This is a genomic window from Paenibacillus thailandensis, from assembly GCF_042685365.1.
GTDB classification, from domain to species: Bacteria; Bacillota; Bacilli; order Paenibacillales; family Paenibacillaceae; genus Paenibacillus_AP; species Paenibacillus_AP thailandensis.
The window spans coordinates 38,905-54,234 of the sequence record NZ_JBHUMY010000005.1 but is presented as its reverse complement, the minus strand read 5'-3'; the positions used below and the strand labels follow the sequence as shown (position 1 = coordinate 54,234).

14 protein-coding genes and 1 riboswitch are annotated in these 15,330 nt (G+C 60.2%); of the genes, 12 read left to right on the top strand and 2 right to left on the bottom strand.

Features of this window, described 5'->3' with window-relative positions:
• Nucleotides 1–131 precede the first annotated feature (131 nt).
• Both ACFSW5_RS04720 and ACFSW5_RS04715 read left to right on the top strand, forming a co-directional pair.
• Nucleotides 132–881, top strand: a complete 750-nt coding sequence (locus ACFSW5_RS04720; RefSeq protein WP_379270254.1) for an ABC transporter ATP-binding protein — start codon at nucleotides 132–134, stop codon at nucleotides 879–881.
• The gene (locus tag ACFSW5_RS04715; protein ID WP_379270253.1) at nucleotides 878–2,134 is read left to right on the top strand and encodes an ABC transporter permease; all 1,257 of its coding nucleotides are present in this window, start codon (nucleotides 878–880) and stop codon (nucleotides 2,132–2,134) included. The genes ACFSW5_RS04720 and ACFSW5_RS04715 overlap by 4 nt, the downstream gene beginning before the upstream one ends.
• Before the next feature lie 395 nt (nucleotides 2,135–2,529).
• On the opposite strand, the gene ACFSW5_RS04710 is transcribed toward ACFSW5_RS04715, so the two are convergent.
• Nucleotides 2,530–3,822, bottom strand: a complete 1,293-nt coding sequence (locus tag ACFSW5_RS04710) for an aminotransferase class I/II-fold pyridoxal phosphate-dependent enzyme (protein ID WP_379270252.1) — start codon at nucleotides 3,820–3,822, stop codon at nucleotides 2,530–2,532.
• A gap of 338 nt (nucleotides 3,823–4,160) precedes the next feature.
• Here ACFSW5_RS04710 and ACFSW5_RS04705 point away from each other — a divergent pair, with 338 nt between their 5' ends.
• Complete coding sequence (locus ACFSW5_RS04705) at nucleotides 4,161–4,946, top strand: helix-turn-helix domain-containing protein (RefSeq protein ID WP_379270251.1); 786 nt, start codon at nucleotides 4,161–4,163, stop codon at nucleotides 4,944–4,946.
• Nucleotides 4,947–5,102: 156 nt separating this feature from the next.
• On the opposite strand, the gene asd is transcribed toward ACFSW5_RS04705, so the two are convergent.
• Entirely contained in the window at nucleotides 5,103–5,915 is an 813-nt protein-coding gene (asd, locus tag ACFSW5_RS04700) for an archaetidylserine decarboxylase (RefSeq protein ID WP_379270250.1), read from the bottom strand.
• Between the two features lie 183 nt (nucleotides 5,916–6,098).
• Here asd and ACFSW5_RS04695 point away from each other — a divergent pair, with 183 nt between their 5' ends.
• The 9 genes from ACFSW5_RS04695 (at nucleotide 6,099) to ACFSW5_RS04655 (ending at nucleotide 15,329) form a co-directional block, all read left to right on the top strand.
• Nucleotides 6,099–6,407 (top strand): hypothetical protein, encoded by a 309-nt coding sequence (locus tag ACFSW5_RS04695; RefSeq protein WP_379270249.1) that lies wholly within the window; start codon nucleotides 6,099–6,101, stop codon nucleotides 6,405–6,407.
• A 158-nt stretch (nucleotides 6,408–6,565) separates the two neighbouring features.
• Nucleotides 6,566–7,759 carry a glycosyltransferase family 4 protein gene (locus ACFSW5_RS04690; protein ID WP_379270248.1) on the top strand — a complete coding sequence of 398 codons (1,194 nt, stop codon included), beginning with the start codon at nucleotides 6,566–6,568 and terminating at the stop codon, nucleotides 7,757–7,759.
• A 9-nt stretch (nucleotides 7,760–7,768) separates the two neighbouring features.
• Nucleotides 7,769–7,873: riboswitch (TPP riboswitch) on the top strand.
• A gap of 87 nt (nucleotides 7,874–7,960) precedes the next feature.
• Nucleotides 7,961–8,272, top strand: a complete 312-nt coding sequence (locus ACFSW5_RS04685) for a hypothetical protein (protein WP_379270247.1) — start codon at nucleotides 7,961–7,963, stop codon at nucleotides 8,270–8,272.
• A gap of 33 nt (nucleotides 8,273–8,305) precedes the next feature.
• Entirely contained in the window at nucleotides 8,306–10,066 is a 1,761-nt protein-coding gene (gene thiC, locus ACFSW5_RS04680; protein ID WP_379270246.1) for a phosphomethylpyrimidine synthase ThiC, read from the top strand.
• Nucleotides 10,059–11,387, top strand: a complete 1,329-nt coding sequence (locus ACFSW5_RS04675; protein ID WP_379270245.1) for a ThiF family adenylyltransferase — start codon at nucleotides 10,059–10,061, stop codon at nucleotides 11,385–11,387. Before thiC ends, ACFSW5_RS04675 begins: the two co-directional genes overlap by 8 nt.
• Nucleotides 11,388–11,405: 18 nt before the next feature.
• The gene (gene thiE, locus ACFSW5_RS04670) at nucleotides 11,406–12,260 is read left to right on the top strand and encodes a thiamine phosphate synthase (protein ID WP_379270244.1); all 855 of its coding nucleotides are present in this window, start codon (nucleotides 11,406–11,408) and stop codon (nucleotides 12,258–12,260) included.
• Nucleotides 12,261–12,276: 16 nt separating this feature from the next.
• Complete coding sequence (locus tag ACFSW5_RS04665; protein WP_379270300.1) at nucleotides 12,277–13,083, top strand: thiazole synthase; 807 nt, start codon at nucleotides 12,277–12,279, stop codon at nucleotides 13,081–13,083.
• Nucleotides 13,080–14,216 carry a glycine oxidase ThiO gene (gene thiO, locus ACFSW5_RS04660; RefSeq protein ID WP_379270243.1) on the top strand — a complete coding sequence of 379 codons (1,137 nt, stop codon included), beginning with the start codon at nucleotides 13,080–13,082 and terminating at the stop codon, nucleotides 14,214–14,216. The genes ACFSW5_RS04665 and thiO overlap by 4 nt, the downstream gene beginning before the upstream one ends.
• A gap of 78 nt (nucleotides 14,217–14,294) precedes the next feature.
• A complete protein-coding gene (locus ACFSW5_RS04655; protein WP_379270242.1) occupies nucleotides 14,295–15,329 on the top strand; it encodes a FecCD family ABC transporter permease in 1,035 nt (344 codons plus the stop codon).
• The last annotated feature ends 1 nt before the right edge of the window (nucleotide 15,330 follow it).

The following is a 15,330-nucleotide window of genomic DNA, read 5'->3' as shown; positions in this document are numbered from 1 at the left end:
AAACAGTTCCGGCGACGAACAGTCCCGGGACTATTTTTTTGATATTCGGGTTTGGATTAGGTATGCTATATAAGTTGAGCAATTGTTTTTGAAGCCATCCCATATCTTCTTAATATTGCAGGTGAACGGTTATGGAAACGGTGTTGCAGGTGACGGGATTAAGCGGGGGCTACAGTCCGCGCAAGCCTGTCCTGCATAATGTCACTTTTGAAGTAAAAGCCGGCGAGATGATCGGCCTGATCGGCTTGAACGGAGCCGGCAAGAGCACGACGATCAAGCACATTCTTGGGCTTATGAAGCCGCAAGAAGGGCAGGTCAAAGTAATGGGAGCCGAACTGGAGGAAAACGCGGAGCGCTATCGTTCGGCGTTCGTTTACGTTCCGGAGACGCCGATCCTGTTCGACGAGCTGACGGTCGAGGAGCATCTGAGGCTGACGGGAATCGCCTACGACGTAAAGCGGGAAGATTTCGAAGCGAGAAAGGAAAGGCTGCTGGAGCAGTTTCAAATGAAACCTAAGCTGAAGGCGTTCGCCTCCCATCTGTCCAAAGGGATGAAACAGAAGGTGATGATCATGAACGCGCTGCTTGCCGAGCCGCCGTTGTACATTATCGACGAGCCGTTTCTCGGTCTCGATCCGCTTGGCATCAAATCGCTGTTGGAAAGACTCGTCGAGGTGAAGCGGCGCGGCTCGGCCATCTTGATGAGCTCTCATATTCTGGCGACGGTTGAAGCTTATTGCGACCGTTACATCGTGCTGCATCAGGGGCGGATCGTGGCACAAGGAACGCTGGAGGAAATCAGGCAGGCGGCCGGATTGGACAAAGGGGCCGGATCGCTGGAGGAATCGTTCTACAAATTAGTTTCCGAGGAACCGCAATGAGAGAGGAAGAACGATCGCTTCAATCGTTATGGCGCAGAAGAGCCGCAAGCTTCGGACGGGAAATGCTGCCTTACGTCCGGTACGTCGGGCAGAGCGGCTTGTCTCTCGTTTTGTCGTTTCTGGTCATTACGTTCGCCATTCGTTACTTCCAGCTCCTGCGCGACGTCCCGTCCGATTTTCCGGTTACGGCTGTTGGCGTCCTTGCTTTGACGATCGCGGTCGCCTGGAGCCCGCTTCGAACATGGCTGTCCGCCGCGGATATCGTCTTTCTCATGCCCCGCGAGGCCGAGATGAACGTCTATATCTTCAGATCCTTCCGCCGCGCAGCCGTTCAAACGGCGCTGCTGCTGGGCGCCCTCCTGCTGTTGTATGCGCCGATCTACCGGCAAGGTCCGGGAAAGGCCGGCATCGCGGCGGTCGCGTTGATTGCGGCGGCGGTCAAGGCTTTAAGCATGTGGGGAGCGTGGCGCGAAAGGCAAGTCGCATGGCCGCGGATAAGGCTTCTTCTCCGCTCGCTGCGCTGGCTGGCCATTGCTCTCATTATGGCGGCGGCGCTCGTTTCCGAGCCTTGGCAAGGCGCGTTGTTCCTTGTTTTGGTCGCGGCGCTCATGGCGCTGCTGTATCGCTTGCCCCGCCGGCACCAAATTCCTTGGGAGCGGCTTATTGCCGAGGAAACGGCGACCCGCAGCCGGCATTACCGTTTTATGAGCTTTTTTGTCGACGTTCCGGCGCTTCCGTCTCCCGTTACGTCCAGACCGTATCTTTCGTGGCTGATCCGGCTTGTCCGCTACAAGCATGAAAATACATACGTGTATTTGTATGCGCTCACGGTTATAAGGACGGAACTGGCCGGCATTATGCTCCGGCTGCTCGTCTTGCTTGGCCTCATCCTTTATTGGCTGGCGGAATCGGCGTGGCTCGGCGGCTGGGGAGCTGCCGCAATGTATATCCTTTTTGTTGCAATATTCGGATTCCAGCTGGGTGCTCTTCATCAAGCCCATCGCCATACGGTATGGCACCATATTTACCCTTTGCCGGAATCGAGACGGCTGGCCGATCTCGTTCGGGTCGACAGGCTCGCGCTTCTCGTCTGCGCTTTGCTGTTATGGCTGCCGCTTGGCGTCACGCTGCTCGTTTCGGGTTATGCCGCTGCCGCCGCCGCATCCCTAATTGCAGCGGTCTGCTACATTTGGATCATCCGCCCGGCAAGCTTGTCCCGCAAGCTAAGGCGCGAAGCGGAGGATGACGATTAGCCGCGGCGGAAGGCGGGACGCGCGCCAGCCGGGAACGGCGCCGAAGCGCCGCACGAGGTGCAAAAATGCACCAGGTGGGTGCCCGGATGGCGCCGAAGCGCCGCACGAGGTGCAAAAATGCACCATATGGGCATGGGAACGGCGCGAAAGCGCCCTATGGGGTGCAAAAATGCGCCAGGTGGGTGCCCGGATGGCGCCGAAGCGCCGCATGAGGTGCAAAAATGCACCATATGGGCATGGGAACGGCGCGAAAGCGCCCTATGGGGTGCAAAAATGCGCCAGGTGGGTGCCCGCCATATGGGGGTGCGACCAACAAAACGGCCCTGACGTAAAGCTTGCGCTTTACGCCAGGGCCGTTTTGTTTTTCAAACCTATGACCATCCGTGCTTACGAAATCAGGACAATTCCCGGACCGCTTTCGCGATCGTGTCGAACAGCTCTTCGAGCCCTTCTTCCTCGATGCAGGAGAACGCGACGCGCAGATCCGTTTCGCCGAGCGCAATCGTGCCGATGCCGTATTGGTCGAGCAGCCGGACGCGCACGTCTTCCGCGGATACGCCGGACAACTTCAGGCACATGAAGTAACCGGAGTTAAACGGATAATACTTCAAAGTGTCGCCGTACTTGCCGCTGTCGAGCAAATCTTTGACGCGATTGGCGCGGCGCTTCATAATATTGAATTTCTCCGCTTTTTGCTCGGCAAATTCCGGCGATTGAAGCGCTTGAAGCACAAACGTTTGGGACGGATGGGGACCGCTCGAAATCGTGGCGCGGATGATGCCCATCGTTTTTTGCTCCAGCGCGGCAAGCACTTTGGCCGATGGAGAAGCGTACGTAATGAAGCCTACCCGGAAGCCCCATACGTATTCTTCCTTCGTGGCGCCGTCCACCTTGACGGCCAGCACGCGAGGATGAAGCTCCGCAAGCTTCCCGAACAGCGATTCATGCACCGAATCCTCGAAGAACAGCCCGAAGTAAGCGTCGTCCGTAACCGCCACGACGTTGATCCCGGCTTCCGCGGCGTCGCGGATAGCGTCTACGATCTCGCTCGCTTCCTGCGGACCGGGCGTATAGCCCGTCGGGTTGTTCGGGAAGTTCAGCACGACGATCGCTTTGCCTTTGCCCTTCTGCGCAAGCAAAGCTTCCCGCAGGCCGGCGCCGTTGAAGCGCATTTGTTCGTTGTACAGCGGATATTCAACGATAACGGCGCCGCGGCGGACGCCGAACGTAAGCTCATAGTTTTCCCAGTTTTTATTTGGAATCACGATCGCATCGCCGGCATCCGCAAACAGATCCGCAACGATGCTAAGTCCGTGAGTAAGCGCGTTGGTAGCGATCGGATTTCCGAAGCTTTTCCCTTCGAGCTCCGGATTTTCCTTGATCATTTTGGAGCGCCATGCGGCGCGAAGCTCCGGCTTGCCCGCAGGTGGAGCGTATTCATAAAGATCCTTCGGGGCATATGCGCTCAGCGTATCCTGAATGACCTTCAGATGCATCGGCTGGCCGCCCTCCGTCGCGATGCCGATCGTAGCGTTGTATTTCGTCGCTTTCGCCTTGGCTTCGGCGGATTGGCTCAGAATGCCTTCCTTCGGGAAAAACATTTCTTTTCCAAGCGTGGACAACATTTCGTACACATGCGGATTTTCATTGTTGATTGTCTCGTTCAACTGCTGGGCAAGTGGGTTCATGGACTTCATTCCATCCTTCCGAAAAATCATATGTGCATGTAAGCTGTGGCCTGACCGGCCGTAACCGTCTTTTCGAAATATAAGAATTTATAAGTTTTGCTTGTATCCCATCGTCTTATATTTCACGCCGAAACGGTTCGTCCTTTGACAAGGAAGGCGTAGCCGTTTCTCTCGGGTGCTATTATAACATTATTTACACGGCGTAAACTACGGCTTCTAAAAAAATTGAAAAAATGTACATACTCGTTCATTGCGAAGCCGTTTGCACTATTGTATGATGACGGCAGGGGGACGAATCGTCCTGAAACGACAGAATTTATAGATATGGGAGGGTTCGTATGCTTCATTTATCGCCGGATTCGTTTGTACTTCTTCCCTTTTCTGCAAAGATCGTATGCGAGCCGTCCTGGAAATGGGCGAAAAGGGACAGGCCGCTCGCCAACTACGATTTGTTTTATGTGTGGAGCGGCGAAGGCGAATTGGAATTGAACGGCGAAACTTACGCCATCGGGAAAGGAAGCTGCTTTTTGTTTCGGCCCGGCGATCATCCGATCGCCTCGCACAACCCGCAGAAGCCGCTCGTTCTGACTTATATCCATTTCGATACGAAGGAGAAGGCGCGTGACTTACCGGCGAGATACCGCGTGCTGGGGGATACCGTCGATTTCGAATATATGCTGGCACGTTACGTAAGGCTGTTTCTGGTGCCGACGTACGCGGCCGACGAGGAAGCCCAGCTCGTGCTCAAGCAAATGATGATCCACCTGCTTCGGGAAGACCGGCAGGCGCCCGTGGAAAAGAAGGGCAGCAACCAGCTGTCGGAGGCCATTCACGAAATCGCCAACTATATTAAACAAAATCCGGGCAAGCCGCACCGGGTCGAGGATTTGGCGGCAAGGGCGCAGCTTTCGCCGAGATATTTCTCGATGAAATTCAAGGAGCTGATCGGCATGCCGGTTCAGACGTACATGATCCGCACGCGCATCGACCGGGCGCAGCATCTGCTCACCTACGGCGGAATGAACGTCACGGAGGTGGCGGACGCTCTGGGGTATCGGGACATCTTTTTTTTCAGCCGGCAATTCAAGCAATATACGGGGCGCAGCCCTTCCGAGATCCGGTAATCGAATGAGAGCCGATATCAAAAAAACGAGGCATCCCGAATGCGGCCGCGCGCCGCTTTCCGGATGCCTCGATTCGTTCGTGTTCCATTCGTCGTTTGTATGGCAGGCGAAACGGGGTGTTCGCGGTCAATCGTGCGGGAAAGCCGCAACGCCCCGCTATTCGGCCGCACCGGATACCGACGGCTGAACGCCAAGCTTGCCGAGCGCTTCTCCCATCTTGATCTTTACGCCTTCCTTCAGGTCGGGGCGGGGGACGAACAAGCCCTGCTGCGTAAGCAGCACGACCGTGGAGCCGAATTCGAAATAAGCAAGCTCCTCGCCTTTTTGCACCGTATCCGCAAGCGGCTCCGTATAGCGGATGCTGCTTACGTTCATGGCGCCCACCTTGACGACGGCCACTTCGCCTTCCTTAAGGCGGATATACGTAATTAGCCGCTCGTTGCGCGACAGCACGCCTCTCATGTGGCGCATGCCGAAATCGTTAACCGGATACACTTTGCCCGCGATATGCTCCCTTTCGACGATCCGTCCGGTTGCGGGCGCATGAATGCGGTGATAGTCGGTAGGACTTAAATAAAGAACGATATAACGGCCGTTCCGGTAATTTTCCATCCGCGGGGAATGGCTGAGCAGCTCGTCTACGGTATAATCCTGCCCTTTTACATTGACGATCGTGCCGTCTTTGATAGTGCCTATCCCCGTAATGAGCGCGTCGACCGGGCTCGTCAGCGTGTCGGCCGAATGGTCGATCGGCCTTGCGCCTTCCTGCAGCCTGCGCGTAAAAAACTCGTTCAACGATTCGTATTGTTTAAAAGGTTTTTCGGCTTCATCCACATTAATGCCGTAAAGCTTGACGAAGCGGGCCAGAAAGATACGGCTTTGCCTGGACTTGGCGAAACGTCCCGTAAGCCTTGAAATCCATTTGCGGGAGCTCAATTCCGTCATCGAACGGAGCAAAAAGCGATTCATGCCCGTACGTCACGTCCTTTCTTGCGATCGGTGCTGCGGAGCGCGTGAAAGCGCACCTCAAAACAGTGTGCCATATCCGGGCGGGCAAATCAACCGCCTTCTTCTCGCTCCGCACCCGCATCCGAGCGGCCGGAGTGGATAAATCAGGTCCGTTTGGCAAATGCTTGATACGAGGTGAATCGTATGATCGAATTGTTGATCGGCATTGGTTATGCCGCGGGGGCGGGAGCGCTGGCGTTCTGGTGGCGGCAGGACGCACGCGTGCGTCCATGGTGCGGCAAAATCGCGGCCGCGGCTTTATTTATCGCATTAACGGTCGTGGCGGGCGCCATTGTCCGCACGATCTTGCACCGGACGGTATTTATGACCGAAGTTCATATGGTGCTGCTGAATCCGTTATTTATCCTATGCGGGGCATACTTGTCCTTCTACCTGCTTGCTTCGTCGCTGCTGGCCTCGCTGGGAACGGAAAGACGGTCCGGAATCGGCTGAAATCCCGAAGCGGGAAGGGTGAATGCCGGTAGCAGGCCGGCACGGGATCGCGTATGCTACTCCTAACGGATTCGTTGACGGCGCCATATTCCCGAAGCCGAGCGCGCGGCGCCGAAGCGATGCCGCGTACCGTCAATAACTTTTAGGAGGGCTTCCAGGTGCCCACGAAAGTAGCCTTCGTTACGCCCGGATCCTACCCGATTCCTTCCTCGAAAAGCAGCTCGGTCGAACGTGTCGTCGAGAAGTTCGTCCCGTTGCTCGCTCCTTACGTCGAGCCGCGCATATACGGCCGGTCAAGCCGTTATCTGTCCAAGATCAGCAGGGTGAACGACATCGTTTGCGAACGGTTTCCGGCAGCCGATAAAGCGCTCTACGCGCGCAAGGTGGGCATGGCGATCAAAAGGTTCTCCCCGGCGCTGATCCAGGTGGAAAACCGTCCGAAAATGATCCCCGTCCTGAAAAGGATGCACCCGGGCAAGCCGTGTTGGCTGAATTTGCATTCCACGACCTTTATCGGGCCGCGTTATATATCGCCGGCCAAGCTGAAGCAAAGCTTGCGCAAGGCGGACAAAATTATCGTAAACAGCGAATTTATCCGCAGCGAGGTAGCCCGCAGAGCCCCGGAAGCGGCGGCCAAAATCCGGGTCGTATACCCCGGCGTGGATACGCTCCGGTTTGTATCCCAGCACTCCGAGGAAGGGGCGCGAAGACGCGAGGATATGCGCCGGCTGAAAGGGCTGACCGGCCGCAAAGTCGTCATGTTTATCGGGCGCCTCATTCCGCTCAAAGGCGTCCATCATCTGCTTCGCATCGCTCCCGAGCTTTCGAGGCGGCATCCCGAGCTGCTGGTCGTCGTCGTCGGCAGCCCGTTTTACGGCTCCCACCGGACTACCGCGTACGCCAGAAAGCTTGTCCGGCTCGGACACAGAAGCTCCGGCAACGTCCGGTTCGTCCCATATGTGCCGCATTCGGACGTGCCGGACTGGTTTCTCGTATCCGACGTCGCCGTCGTGCCTTCCGGCGGGCGGGAAGCGTTTGGCTTGGTCAACGTCGAGGCGATGGCGTCGGGCGTTCCCGTCGTGGCGACGGAGGCGGGAGGAATGAAGGAAATTATCGTTCCGGGCGAAACGGGGTTTCTCGTTCGGCCCGAACGCATCGAAGAAGAGCTGCTCGAGCGGCTGGATTTGTTGCTGCGCGACAAGCCGCTTCGCGACTGGATGGGCATGAACAGCAGAGCGCTCGTCGAGAGAAAATTTACTTGGCTTCACACCGCAAGGCGTTGGCTCGAGGTGTTTCACGAGGACGTTTTTCATCCGCTTTCTATTGACAGCCCTTGGCAGGAGGATGTATAGTTTTTACCATAAATCCACTAGGGGCGCCCGCAAGGGCTGAGATAAAGCTTCGGCTTTGGTCCCTTTGAACCTGATCTGGGTTATGCCAGCGTAGGAAAGTGGGATGATGCGATATTGCCGTTCTGTGCGCGACGGGCCGACTCGGTCCTGTTCGCGGGAACGATGTCGTCTATCAGCCGTTCCTTCGCGGGAACGGCTTTTTTGCCATATCGGAATGTATACGCCGATTCGTTTTGCGGTTTGCACCGGCTTCGATTTTTGCCGGACGAAACCGTCAGAAGCAAAAGCGGCGTGCGTTCCGGCAAATCCGTTGCCGCGTCGGGAAAGCCGGTGAAGCGGAGAATTGTCACAGACAGCAGCGCTGCTTTCAAGCAGTCTGCCGGGAAGACGATTCGCCGCAGCAAGCGCGGGATAGAGCCGCGCTGCAAGGAAGCGGGCGCCATTCGCCCGCGGCCGCTCCGGCAACGCTTTCGCCTGTACGCTTTCGGCCGCAGGCTTGACGAGGCCTCCTAGTGGAAAATTCATTTTCCGCCGGGAGGTTTTTTTATGTCTATTCACATGTCGCCGCTGCCGGGCAGCCGCAAAGTTTACGTAACCGGAGAGAGAGACGACATCCGCGTGCCGATGCGCGAAATCGCGTTGTCCGAGACGGAGGACAGAAGCGGCAACGTGAGCGCGAACGCGCCGGTGCGCGTGTACGATACGAGCGGGCCTTATACGGACGAGAGTTATGTTGCGGACGTGCGGAAAGGTCTGCCGGCGCTTCGCTCCGCGTGGATTGCGGAAAGAGGGGATACCGAAAGCTACGAGGGCCGCAGCGTTCGTCCGGAGGATAACGGCTTCGCTTCCGAGGAGTCGGCGCGGGCCCGCGGCGCGGAGCTGTTTCCGCTGAGCCGCCGTCCGCTTCGCGCCCGCGAGGGCCGCAACGTGACGCAGCTGCATTATGCGCGGCAAGGGATCGTTACGCCGGAGATGGAGTTCATTGCGCTGCGCGAAGGGATGAGCCCCGAATTCGTCCGTTCCGAAGTGGCGGCGGGACGCGCGGTCATCCCGGCGAACATCAACCATCCGGAAAGCGAGCCGATGATTATCGGAAAGGCTTTTCACGTGAAAATCAACGCGAACATCGGCAATTCCGCCGTCGCCTCCTCCATCGAGGAAGAGGTGGAGAAGATGACGTGGGCGACCCGCTGGGGCGCGGATACGATTATGGATTTGTCCACGGGACGGAACATCCATACGACGCGGGAGTGGATCATCCGCAATTCCCCCGTTCCGGTCGGAACGGTGCCGATCTACCAAGCGCTGGAGAAAGTAAACGGCGTCGCGGAAAATTTGAGCTGGGAGGTGTTCCGCGACACGCTCATCGAGCAGGCGGAGCAAGGGGTGGACTACTTTACGATCCATGCCGGCGTGCTGCTCAGGTACATCCCGCTGACGGCCAAGCGGGTGACCGGAATCGTATCCCGCGGCGGTTCGATCATGGCGGCCTGGTGCCTGGCGCATCACAAGGAAAATTTCTTATACACCCATTTCGAAGAAATTTGCGAAATCATGAAGGCGTACGACGTCACCTTCTCGCTGGGCGACGGGCTTAGGCCGGGTTCCATCGCCGACGCCAACGACGAGGCGCAGTTCGCCGAGCTGGATACGCTGGGCGAATTGACCCAAATCGCTTGGCGGCATGACGTGCAGGTGATGATCGAAGGACCCGGCCACGTCCCGATGCATCTGATCAAGGAAAACATGGACCGGCAGGCGGCGGTCTGCAACGAAGCTCCGTTTTATACGCTGGGCCCGCTTACGACCGATATCGCGCCCGGTTACGACCATATTACATCGGCGATCGGCGCGGCGATGATCGGCTGGTTCGGCACGGCGATGCTGTGCTACGTTACGCCGAAGGAGCATTTGGGCTTGCCGAACAAGGAAGACGTGAAGGAAGGCGTCATCGCCTACAAAATCGCGGCCCACGCCGCCGATTTGGCGAAAGGGCATCCGCGGGCGCGGGAGCGCGACGACGCTTTGTCGAAGGCGCGCTTCGAGTTCCGCTGGCATGATCAGTTCCGCCTGTCGCTCGATCCGGAGCGGGCGATGGCGTATCACGACGAGACGCTTCCGGCGGAAGCGGCCAAGTCGGCCCACTTCTGCTCGATGTGCGGGCCGAAGTTCTGCAGCATGCGGATTACGCAGGATATCCGGGATTTCGCCGAAAGCAGAGGGCTGGATACGGCCGAAGCGATCGAAGAAGGGATGAAGGAGCGGTCGGCCGCGTTTAAGGCGTCGGGGAGCTCGATTTATGGGTGAAGCCGGACGCCGTTACGGGGATGAGCGATATTCGCGGCAAATCCGCTTTGCGCCGATCGGGCATGCCGGGCAGCGGCGGCTTGGCGAAAGCGCCGTTCTCATCGTCGGCGCGGGAGCGCTGGGCGCGTCGCTCGCCCAGCATTTGACGCGGGCCGGCGTCGGGGAAATCCGGCTCGCCGACCGCGATTATGTCGAACCGAGCAATTTGCAGCGGCAAATGCTGTTCGACGAGTCCGACGCCGAGGCGGCCTTGCCCAAGGCGGCCGCGGCGGCCGCAAAGCTTCGCCGCATTAACGGCGAAGTGAGCGTCGTGCCGTACGTGACGGACGTGAATTCCCGCACGGTCGGGCCGCTTATCGACGGTGCGGATCTCGTGCTCGACGGCACGGACAATGCGGCGACGCGGCTGCTGCTGTCGGACGAATGCTTCAGGCGCGGCATCCCGCTGCTGTACGGCGGGGTGACGGGCTCGGCGGGCATGTGTGCGACGCTTCTGCCCGGCCGCACCGCCTGTCTCCGCTGCCTCATCGGCGGAGAAGAGGCGGAGGAGGGCGAAACTTGCGACACCGCCGGCGTCATATCGCCGGCGGTCGATCTGGTCGCGTCGCTGCAGGCGGCGGAAGCGCTGAAGCTGCTGACCGGCAACGAGGACGCGCTGCGGAACACATGGATCAGCGCGGACCTGTGGCCCTTCCGGCTGCGGGAATCGCAGCTTCCCGCCGGGAACGGGCGCTGCCCGCATTGCAGTCCCGGCCGCGGGGCGGAGCGGGGGCAGCGGCTTGAAGCGGAGCGCCGCAGCGCGACAACGGCCGCGGCGCCCGTGCCGGGCGGACCGGCAAACGCCGGTCATGCGGAAGGCGAAGGACGTTCGGCGAGCGATGCGCAAGCCCGCCGGCCCGGCAGCGGCGCGGCAGCCGCAGGTTATGCGGCGGGGACGGTGCCAATGCGTCAGTCCGGAGGAGCCGCGGCAAGCGCCGGATATGCGCCGGAGCGAGCGTTCGGGCGGACGAACGGCTCCGGCGCGCCGGCTCCGCTGCAGGCGGTTACCCTTTGCGGGCGCGATACGGTGCAGCTTACGCTCGCCGCGCCGCTGCCGCTTGAAGCGGCGCGGACCGAACTGGAACGGAAGGGCTGCAGGCTGACCGCCAATCCTTATTTGCTTCGGGCCGAGCTGCCGGTCGGCCAGCGGCTTGTCCTGTTTCCGGACGGGCGGGTGCTCGTTCAAGGCACGACGGACGCGGGCGAGGCGGCGGCGCTGTGCGGCGCATATCTCGACTTGGATAAAATTTTCGCCGGAACGCCGGCGGAACCATGCGGATAGAGGGGAGACGATCGATTCATGGGGAATTGGAACTGGGATAACATCCGGCTGTACGTCATCACGGGCGAGAACTACCATCCGGGGCGGGCGATGCTGGACGTTATCGAGCAGGCGCTTCAAGGCGGGGCGGATATCGTGCAGCTCCGCGACAAAACGGCCGACAAAGACGAGCTGCTGCGCAAAGCCCGGTCGCTCAAAGAGTTGACGCGGCATTTCGGCGTGCCGCTTATCGTCAACGACTATCCGGACATCGCGAAGCTGGCGGATGCGGACGGCGTCCATCTCGGGCAGGAGGACGGCGGCTTCGCGGAAGCGCGGGAGCTTCTCGGCCCGGATAAAATCGTCGGCGTATCGACGCATTCCATCGGGCAGGCGCTGGCCGCGCAGGAGGCGGGAGCCGACTATATCGGCGTCGGTCCCGTTTATCCGACCGGCACGAAGCCCGGCCGGCAGGCCGTGACGACAGCTTACGTCCGCGAAGCGGCGGCGGGCGTCCGGATTCCTTTTTTCGCGATCGGCGGCATTACGCCGGCGAACGCGGCCGAGGTGCTGGCCGCCGGTGCGGCACGGCTGTGCGCCGTCTCCGCCATCGTCGGCAGCGATAATCCGCGGCGCGTTTGCGAAGCGTTCAAAGCGCAATTAACGGCTGCCGGGGAGCATGGCGGCGCGGCAGTTCGGCGAATCCAGTTGAACGGCGCCGAACGGACCGTGGCCGCCGCCACGGTGGAAGAGCTGGTGCTCCAGCTCGGGCAGCAAGGGAAAAGGCTGCTTGTCGAGCTCGACGGCGCCATCGTCGATCGTTCGGTCTGGCCGGAAGCGCCGATCCGCGAAGGCGCGTCGGTGGAGCTTATCCATTTTGTCGGAGGAGGCTGATTGTAAAGTGAACAACATGTACAACGATCCGCTGCGCATCGGAGACGTTAGCCTGAAATCCCGGTTTTTTCTCGGAACGGGCCGTTTTCCGAATCCGCTTGCCCTAAGGCAGGCGCTGGAAGCGTCGGAAGCCGAAGTGGTGACGTTTGCGATCCGCCGCGTCGATCTCGACCGGGCCGAAGACGATTCGCTGCTTCAGCACTTGGAGGATAAGCCGCTCCGGTATTTGCCGAATACGTCGGGCTCGCAAACGGCCGACGAGGCGGTGCGGATCGCAAGCTTGGCCAGAGCTGCGGGGATGGGGAATTGGATTAAGGTCGAAATCAGCGTAAATCCCCGTTACTTGCTCCCCGATCCGATCGAAACGCTGCGAGCAACGGAGCGGCTTGCCAAGGATGGTTTCGCCGTATTCGCTTATACGTCGGACGATCCCATCTTGTGCAAGCGGCTGGAGGAAGCGGGAGCGGCGGCCGTCATGCCCGGCGGATCGCCGATCGGCACAGGGCTTGGACTGCTGAATCCGTATAATATCGGGCTGATCGCCGAAGAAGCGAACGTGCCGGTGATCGTCGACGCCGGAATCGGGTCTCCCAAGGACGCCGCCGAGGCGATGGAGCTTGGCGCTTCCGGCATATTGGCGAATACGCCGGTGGCGAAAGCGAAGCATCCGGCGATGATGGCGAGGGCGATGAAGCTGGCTATCGAAGCCGGCCGGCTCGGCTACCATGCCGGTCGCATTCCGAGGAAACCGTACGCCTCGGCAAGCAGCGACCTGCAAGGCTCTTTATTCTCTTCGGGCGCGTCCCGCGAGGGCGAGCCATGACGGCGCAGACGGTCCTTGTGCTCGGCGGCGGCATTATCGGCTTGTCGTGCGCGTTCCGGGCCGCGGCCGAGGGCATGCAGGTCACGGTCGCCGAACCCGCCGCTTGCGGCGGGCAAGCCTCCGGAGCGGCGGCGGGGATGCTTGCGGCCTTTTCCGAGAATACGGACCAGCCGGACGCTTTTTTCCAGCTTTGCCTGGCGAGCTTAAACTGTTATCCCGACTGGATTGCCGAAGTGGAGGAGGCGTCGGGGGAGAGGGCGGAATGGGTCCGAAGCGGCAGCCTTACCCTGTTGAACGGCGAAACGGACTTGCTGCACGCACTCTCCCGCATCTCATGGCAGAACGATTGGGGCGCAAGCGCCGAGCTCGTCGAGGGAGAAGCGCTTCGGAAGCTCGAACCTGCGCTTGCGGACAGCATTCCGGCAGCCGTCTACATACCGGGGGAAAGCCACGTGTACGCGCCCAAGCTTGTGCGCGCGCTGGAGAAGGCGTGCCGCAGATTGGGCGTGCGGATCGCCGACCATGCCGGAGCGCCGGTCGGCTTGACGCGGCTGCCGGGCGGCGGCATCGAGGCGCGGTGCGAACGGCTCCCGGAACCGCTTGTCGCTGACAAAGCCGTCATATGCGCCGGGGCATGGACGGGACTGTACGAGCGGTGGCTCGGCATACCGTTTCCGGTGCAGCCGGTCCGCGGCCAAATCTGCTCCTTCGAGGTGCCGTTCGGTCAAGTCCGGCATATCGTATTTTCCAATCAGGCGTATTGGGTCGGCAAACAAAACAACCGGCTCGTATGCGGCGCATCCGAAGACGCCGCCGGCTTCGACACGTCGGTCACGGAGCGCGGCATTAACCGGCTTATCCGAAGCGGGGAGCGCACGCTTCCTTTCCTGAGCGGCAAGGAGACGGCGTCCCGCTGGGCCGGCCTTCGTCCGGTCGCCCCGGACGGGTTGCCGCTTATCGGGCCGGTAAGCGGGACGGGCGATATCGTGATGGCGGCGGGCCATTACCGCAACGGCATATTGCTAAGCCCGGCGACCGCGCGCATTGTGGCGGATTTGCTCCGGGAGAAGCCGCCCGGCCCCATATCCGCCTTCGCTCCCGACCGTTTCGCGGTCGCTGCAAAAAACGATTGAATAACCTTTCGCGGCATGCTATGATTTGTTAATGAGAATCGTTATCATGTCGAGGGACGAACAGAAAGGTTGTTACATATGGCTTCAGAACGTCATCCCGCATCCGGCGCGAAAGCCAAAACCCGGCCGGCTGCGGCCGCTTTCGTGCTGCTGCTTGGCGCCGCAGCGCTGGTGCTCGCCATCGCCGGATCCATCTCGTTAGGCGCCGCCGATATTCGCTTCGGCACCGTATGGGAAGCCGTATTCCGGTTTAATCCGGGCGTTCAGCAGCATGTGGTGATCCAGGAGCTGCGGCTGCCGCGAACCGTCGCCGCCGTCCTGATCGGCGCGGGTCTTGCCGTGGCCGGAGCGATCATGCAGGGGATGACCCGCAATCCGCTCGCCGATTCGGGGCTGCTCGGCCTGAACGCGGGCGCGGGTCTTGCGCTCGCATTATGCATGGCTTTTATGCCCGGCAATTATATGTTCACGATGTTTATGTGTTTCCTGGGCGCGGCGCTCGGCGCGCTGCTCGTTTACGGGACCGGATCGCTCGCAAAAGGCGGCTTGACGCCGATTCGGCTGACGCTTGCGGGCGCGGCGGTGAGCGCGTTGTTCGTTGCCGTTAGCCAAGGCATCGAAATATCGTTTAAGATCGGCCAGCAGGTCGCCTTCTGGCAGGCGGGCGGCGTTGCGGGTACGAATTGGAAGCAGCTTGCCGTCGTCGGCCCGTGGATGATTGCCGCCATGATCGGGGCGATCGTCATCTCCCGGTCGATTACGCTGCTTAGCTTGGGCGACGACGTTGCCGTATCCTTGGGGCAAAAAACGGTATGGATCAAGATCGTTGGACTCGCGATCGTTCTCGTTCTTGCGGGAGCGGGCGTATCGATCGCCGGGCCGATCGCTTTCGTCGGCCTTCTTGTGCCGCATATCGCCCGTTATCTGGTCGGCGTCGACTACCGCTGGATCATTCCGTGCTCGGCGCTGCTCGGCGGCCTGCTCTTGACCGGAGCGGATACGGTCGCAAGGCTCGTCAACCCGCCGTCCGAAACGCCGGTCGGCGTTCTGATCGCCGTGGTCGGCGTGCCGTTCCTCCTTTATATTGCGCGCAAGCAGAAGGGGGAGCTGTAGC

Bases quoted from the DNA above. Each gene is read 5' to 3' on its own strand.
- thiO (WP_379270243.1), top strand. From the start codon at position 13,080: ATGACGGCGCAGACGGTCCTTGTGCTCGGCGGCGGCATTATCGGCTTG.
- ACFSW5_RS04665 (WP_379270300.1), top strand. From the start codon at position 12,277: ATGTACAACGATCCGCTGCGCATCGGAGACGTTAGCCTGAAATCCCGG.
- ACFSW5_RS04710 (WP_379270252.1), bottom strand. From the start codon at position 3,822: ATGAACCCACTTGCCCAGCAGTTGAACGAGACAATCAACAATGAAAAT.
- ACFSW5_RS04720 (WP_379270254.1), top strand. From the start codon at position 132: ATGGAAACGGTGTTGCAGGTGACGGGATTAAGCGGGGGCTACAGTCCG.
- ACFSW5_RS04675 (WP_379270245.1), top strand. From the start codon at position 10,059: ATGGGTGAAGCCGGACGCCGTTACGGGGATGAGCGATATTCGCGGCAA.
- thiC (WP_379270246.1), top strand. From the start codon at position 8,306: ATGTCTATTCACATGTCGCCGCTGCCGGGCAGCCGCAAAGTTTACGTA.
- ACFSW5_RS04705 (WP_379270251.1), top strand. From the start codon at position 4,161: ATGCTTCATTTATCGCCGGATTCGTTTGTACTTCTTCCCTTTTCTGCA.
- ACFSW5_RS04695 (WP_379270249.1), top strand. From the start codon at position 6,099: ATGATCGAATTGTTGATCGGCATTGGTTATGCCGCGGGGGCGGGAGCG.
- ACFSW5_RS04655 (WP_379270242.1), top strand. From the start codon at position 14,295: ATGGCTTCAGAACGTCATCCCGCATCCGGCGCGAAAGCCAAAACCCGG.
- asd (WP_379270250.1), bottom strand. From the start codon at position 5,915: ATGAATCGCTTTTTGCTCCGTTCGATGACGGAATTGAGCTCCCGCAAA.
- thiE (WP_379270244.1), top strand. From the start codon at position 11,406: ATGGGGAATTGGAACTGGGATAACATCCGGCTGTACGTCATCACGGGC.
- ACFSW5_RS04715 (WP_379270253.1), top strand. From the start codon at position 878: ATGAGAGAGGAAGAACGATCGCTTCAATCGTTATGGCGCAGAAGAGCC.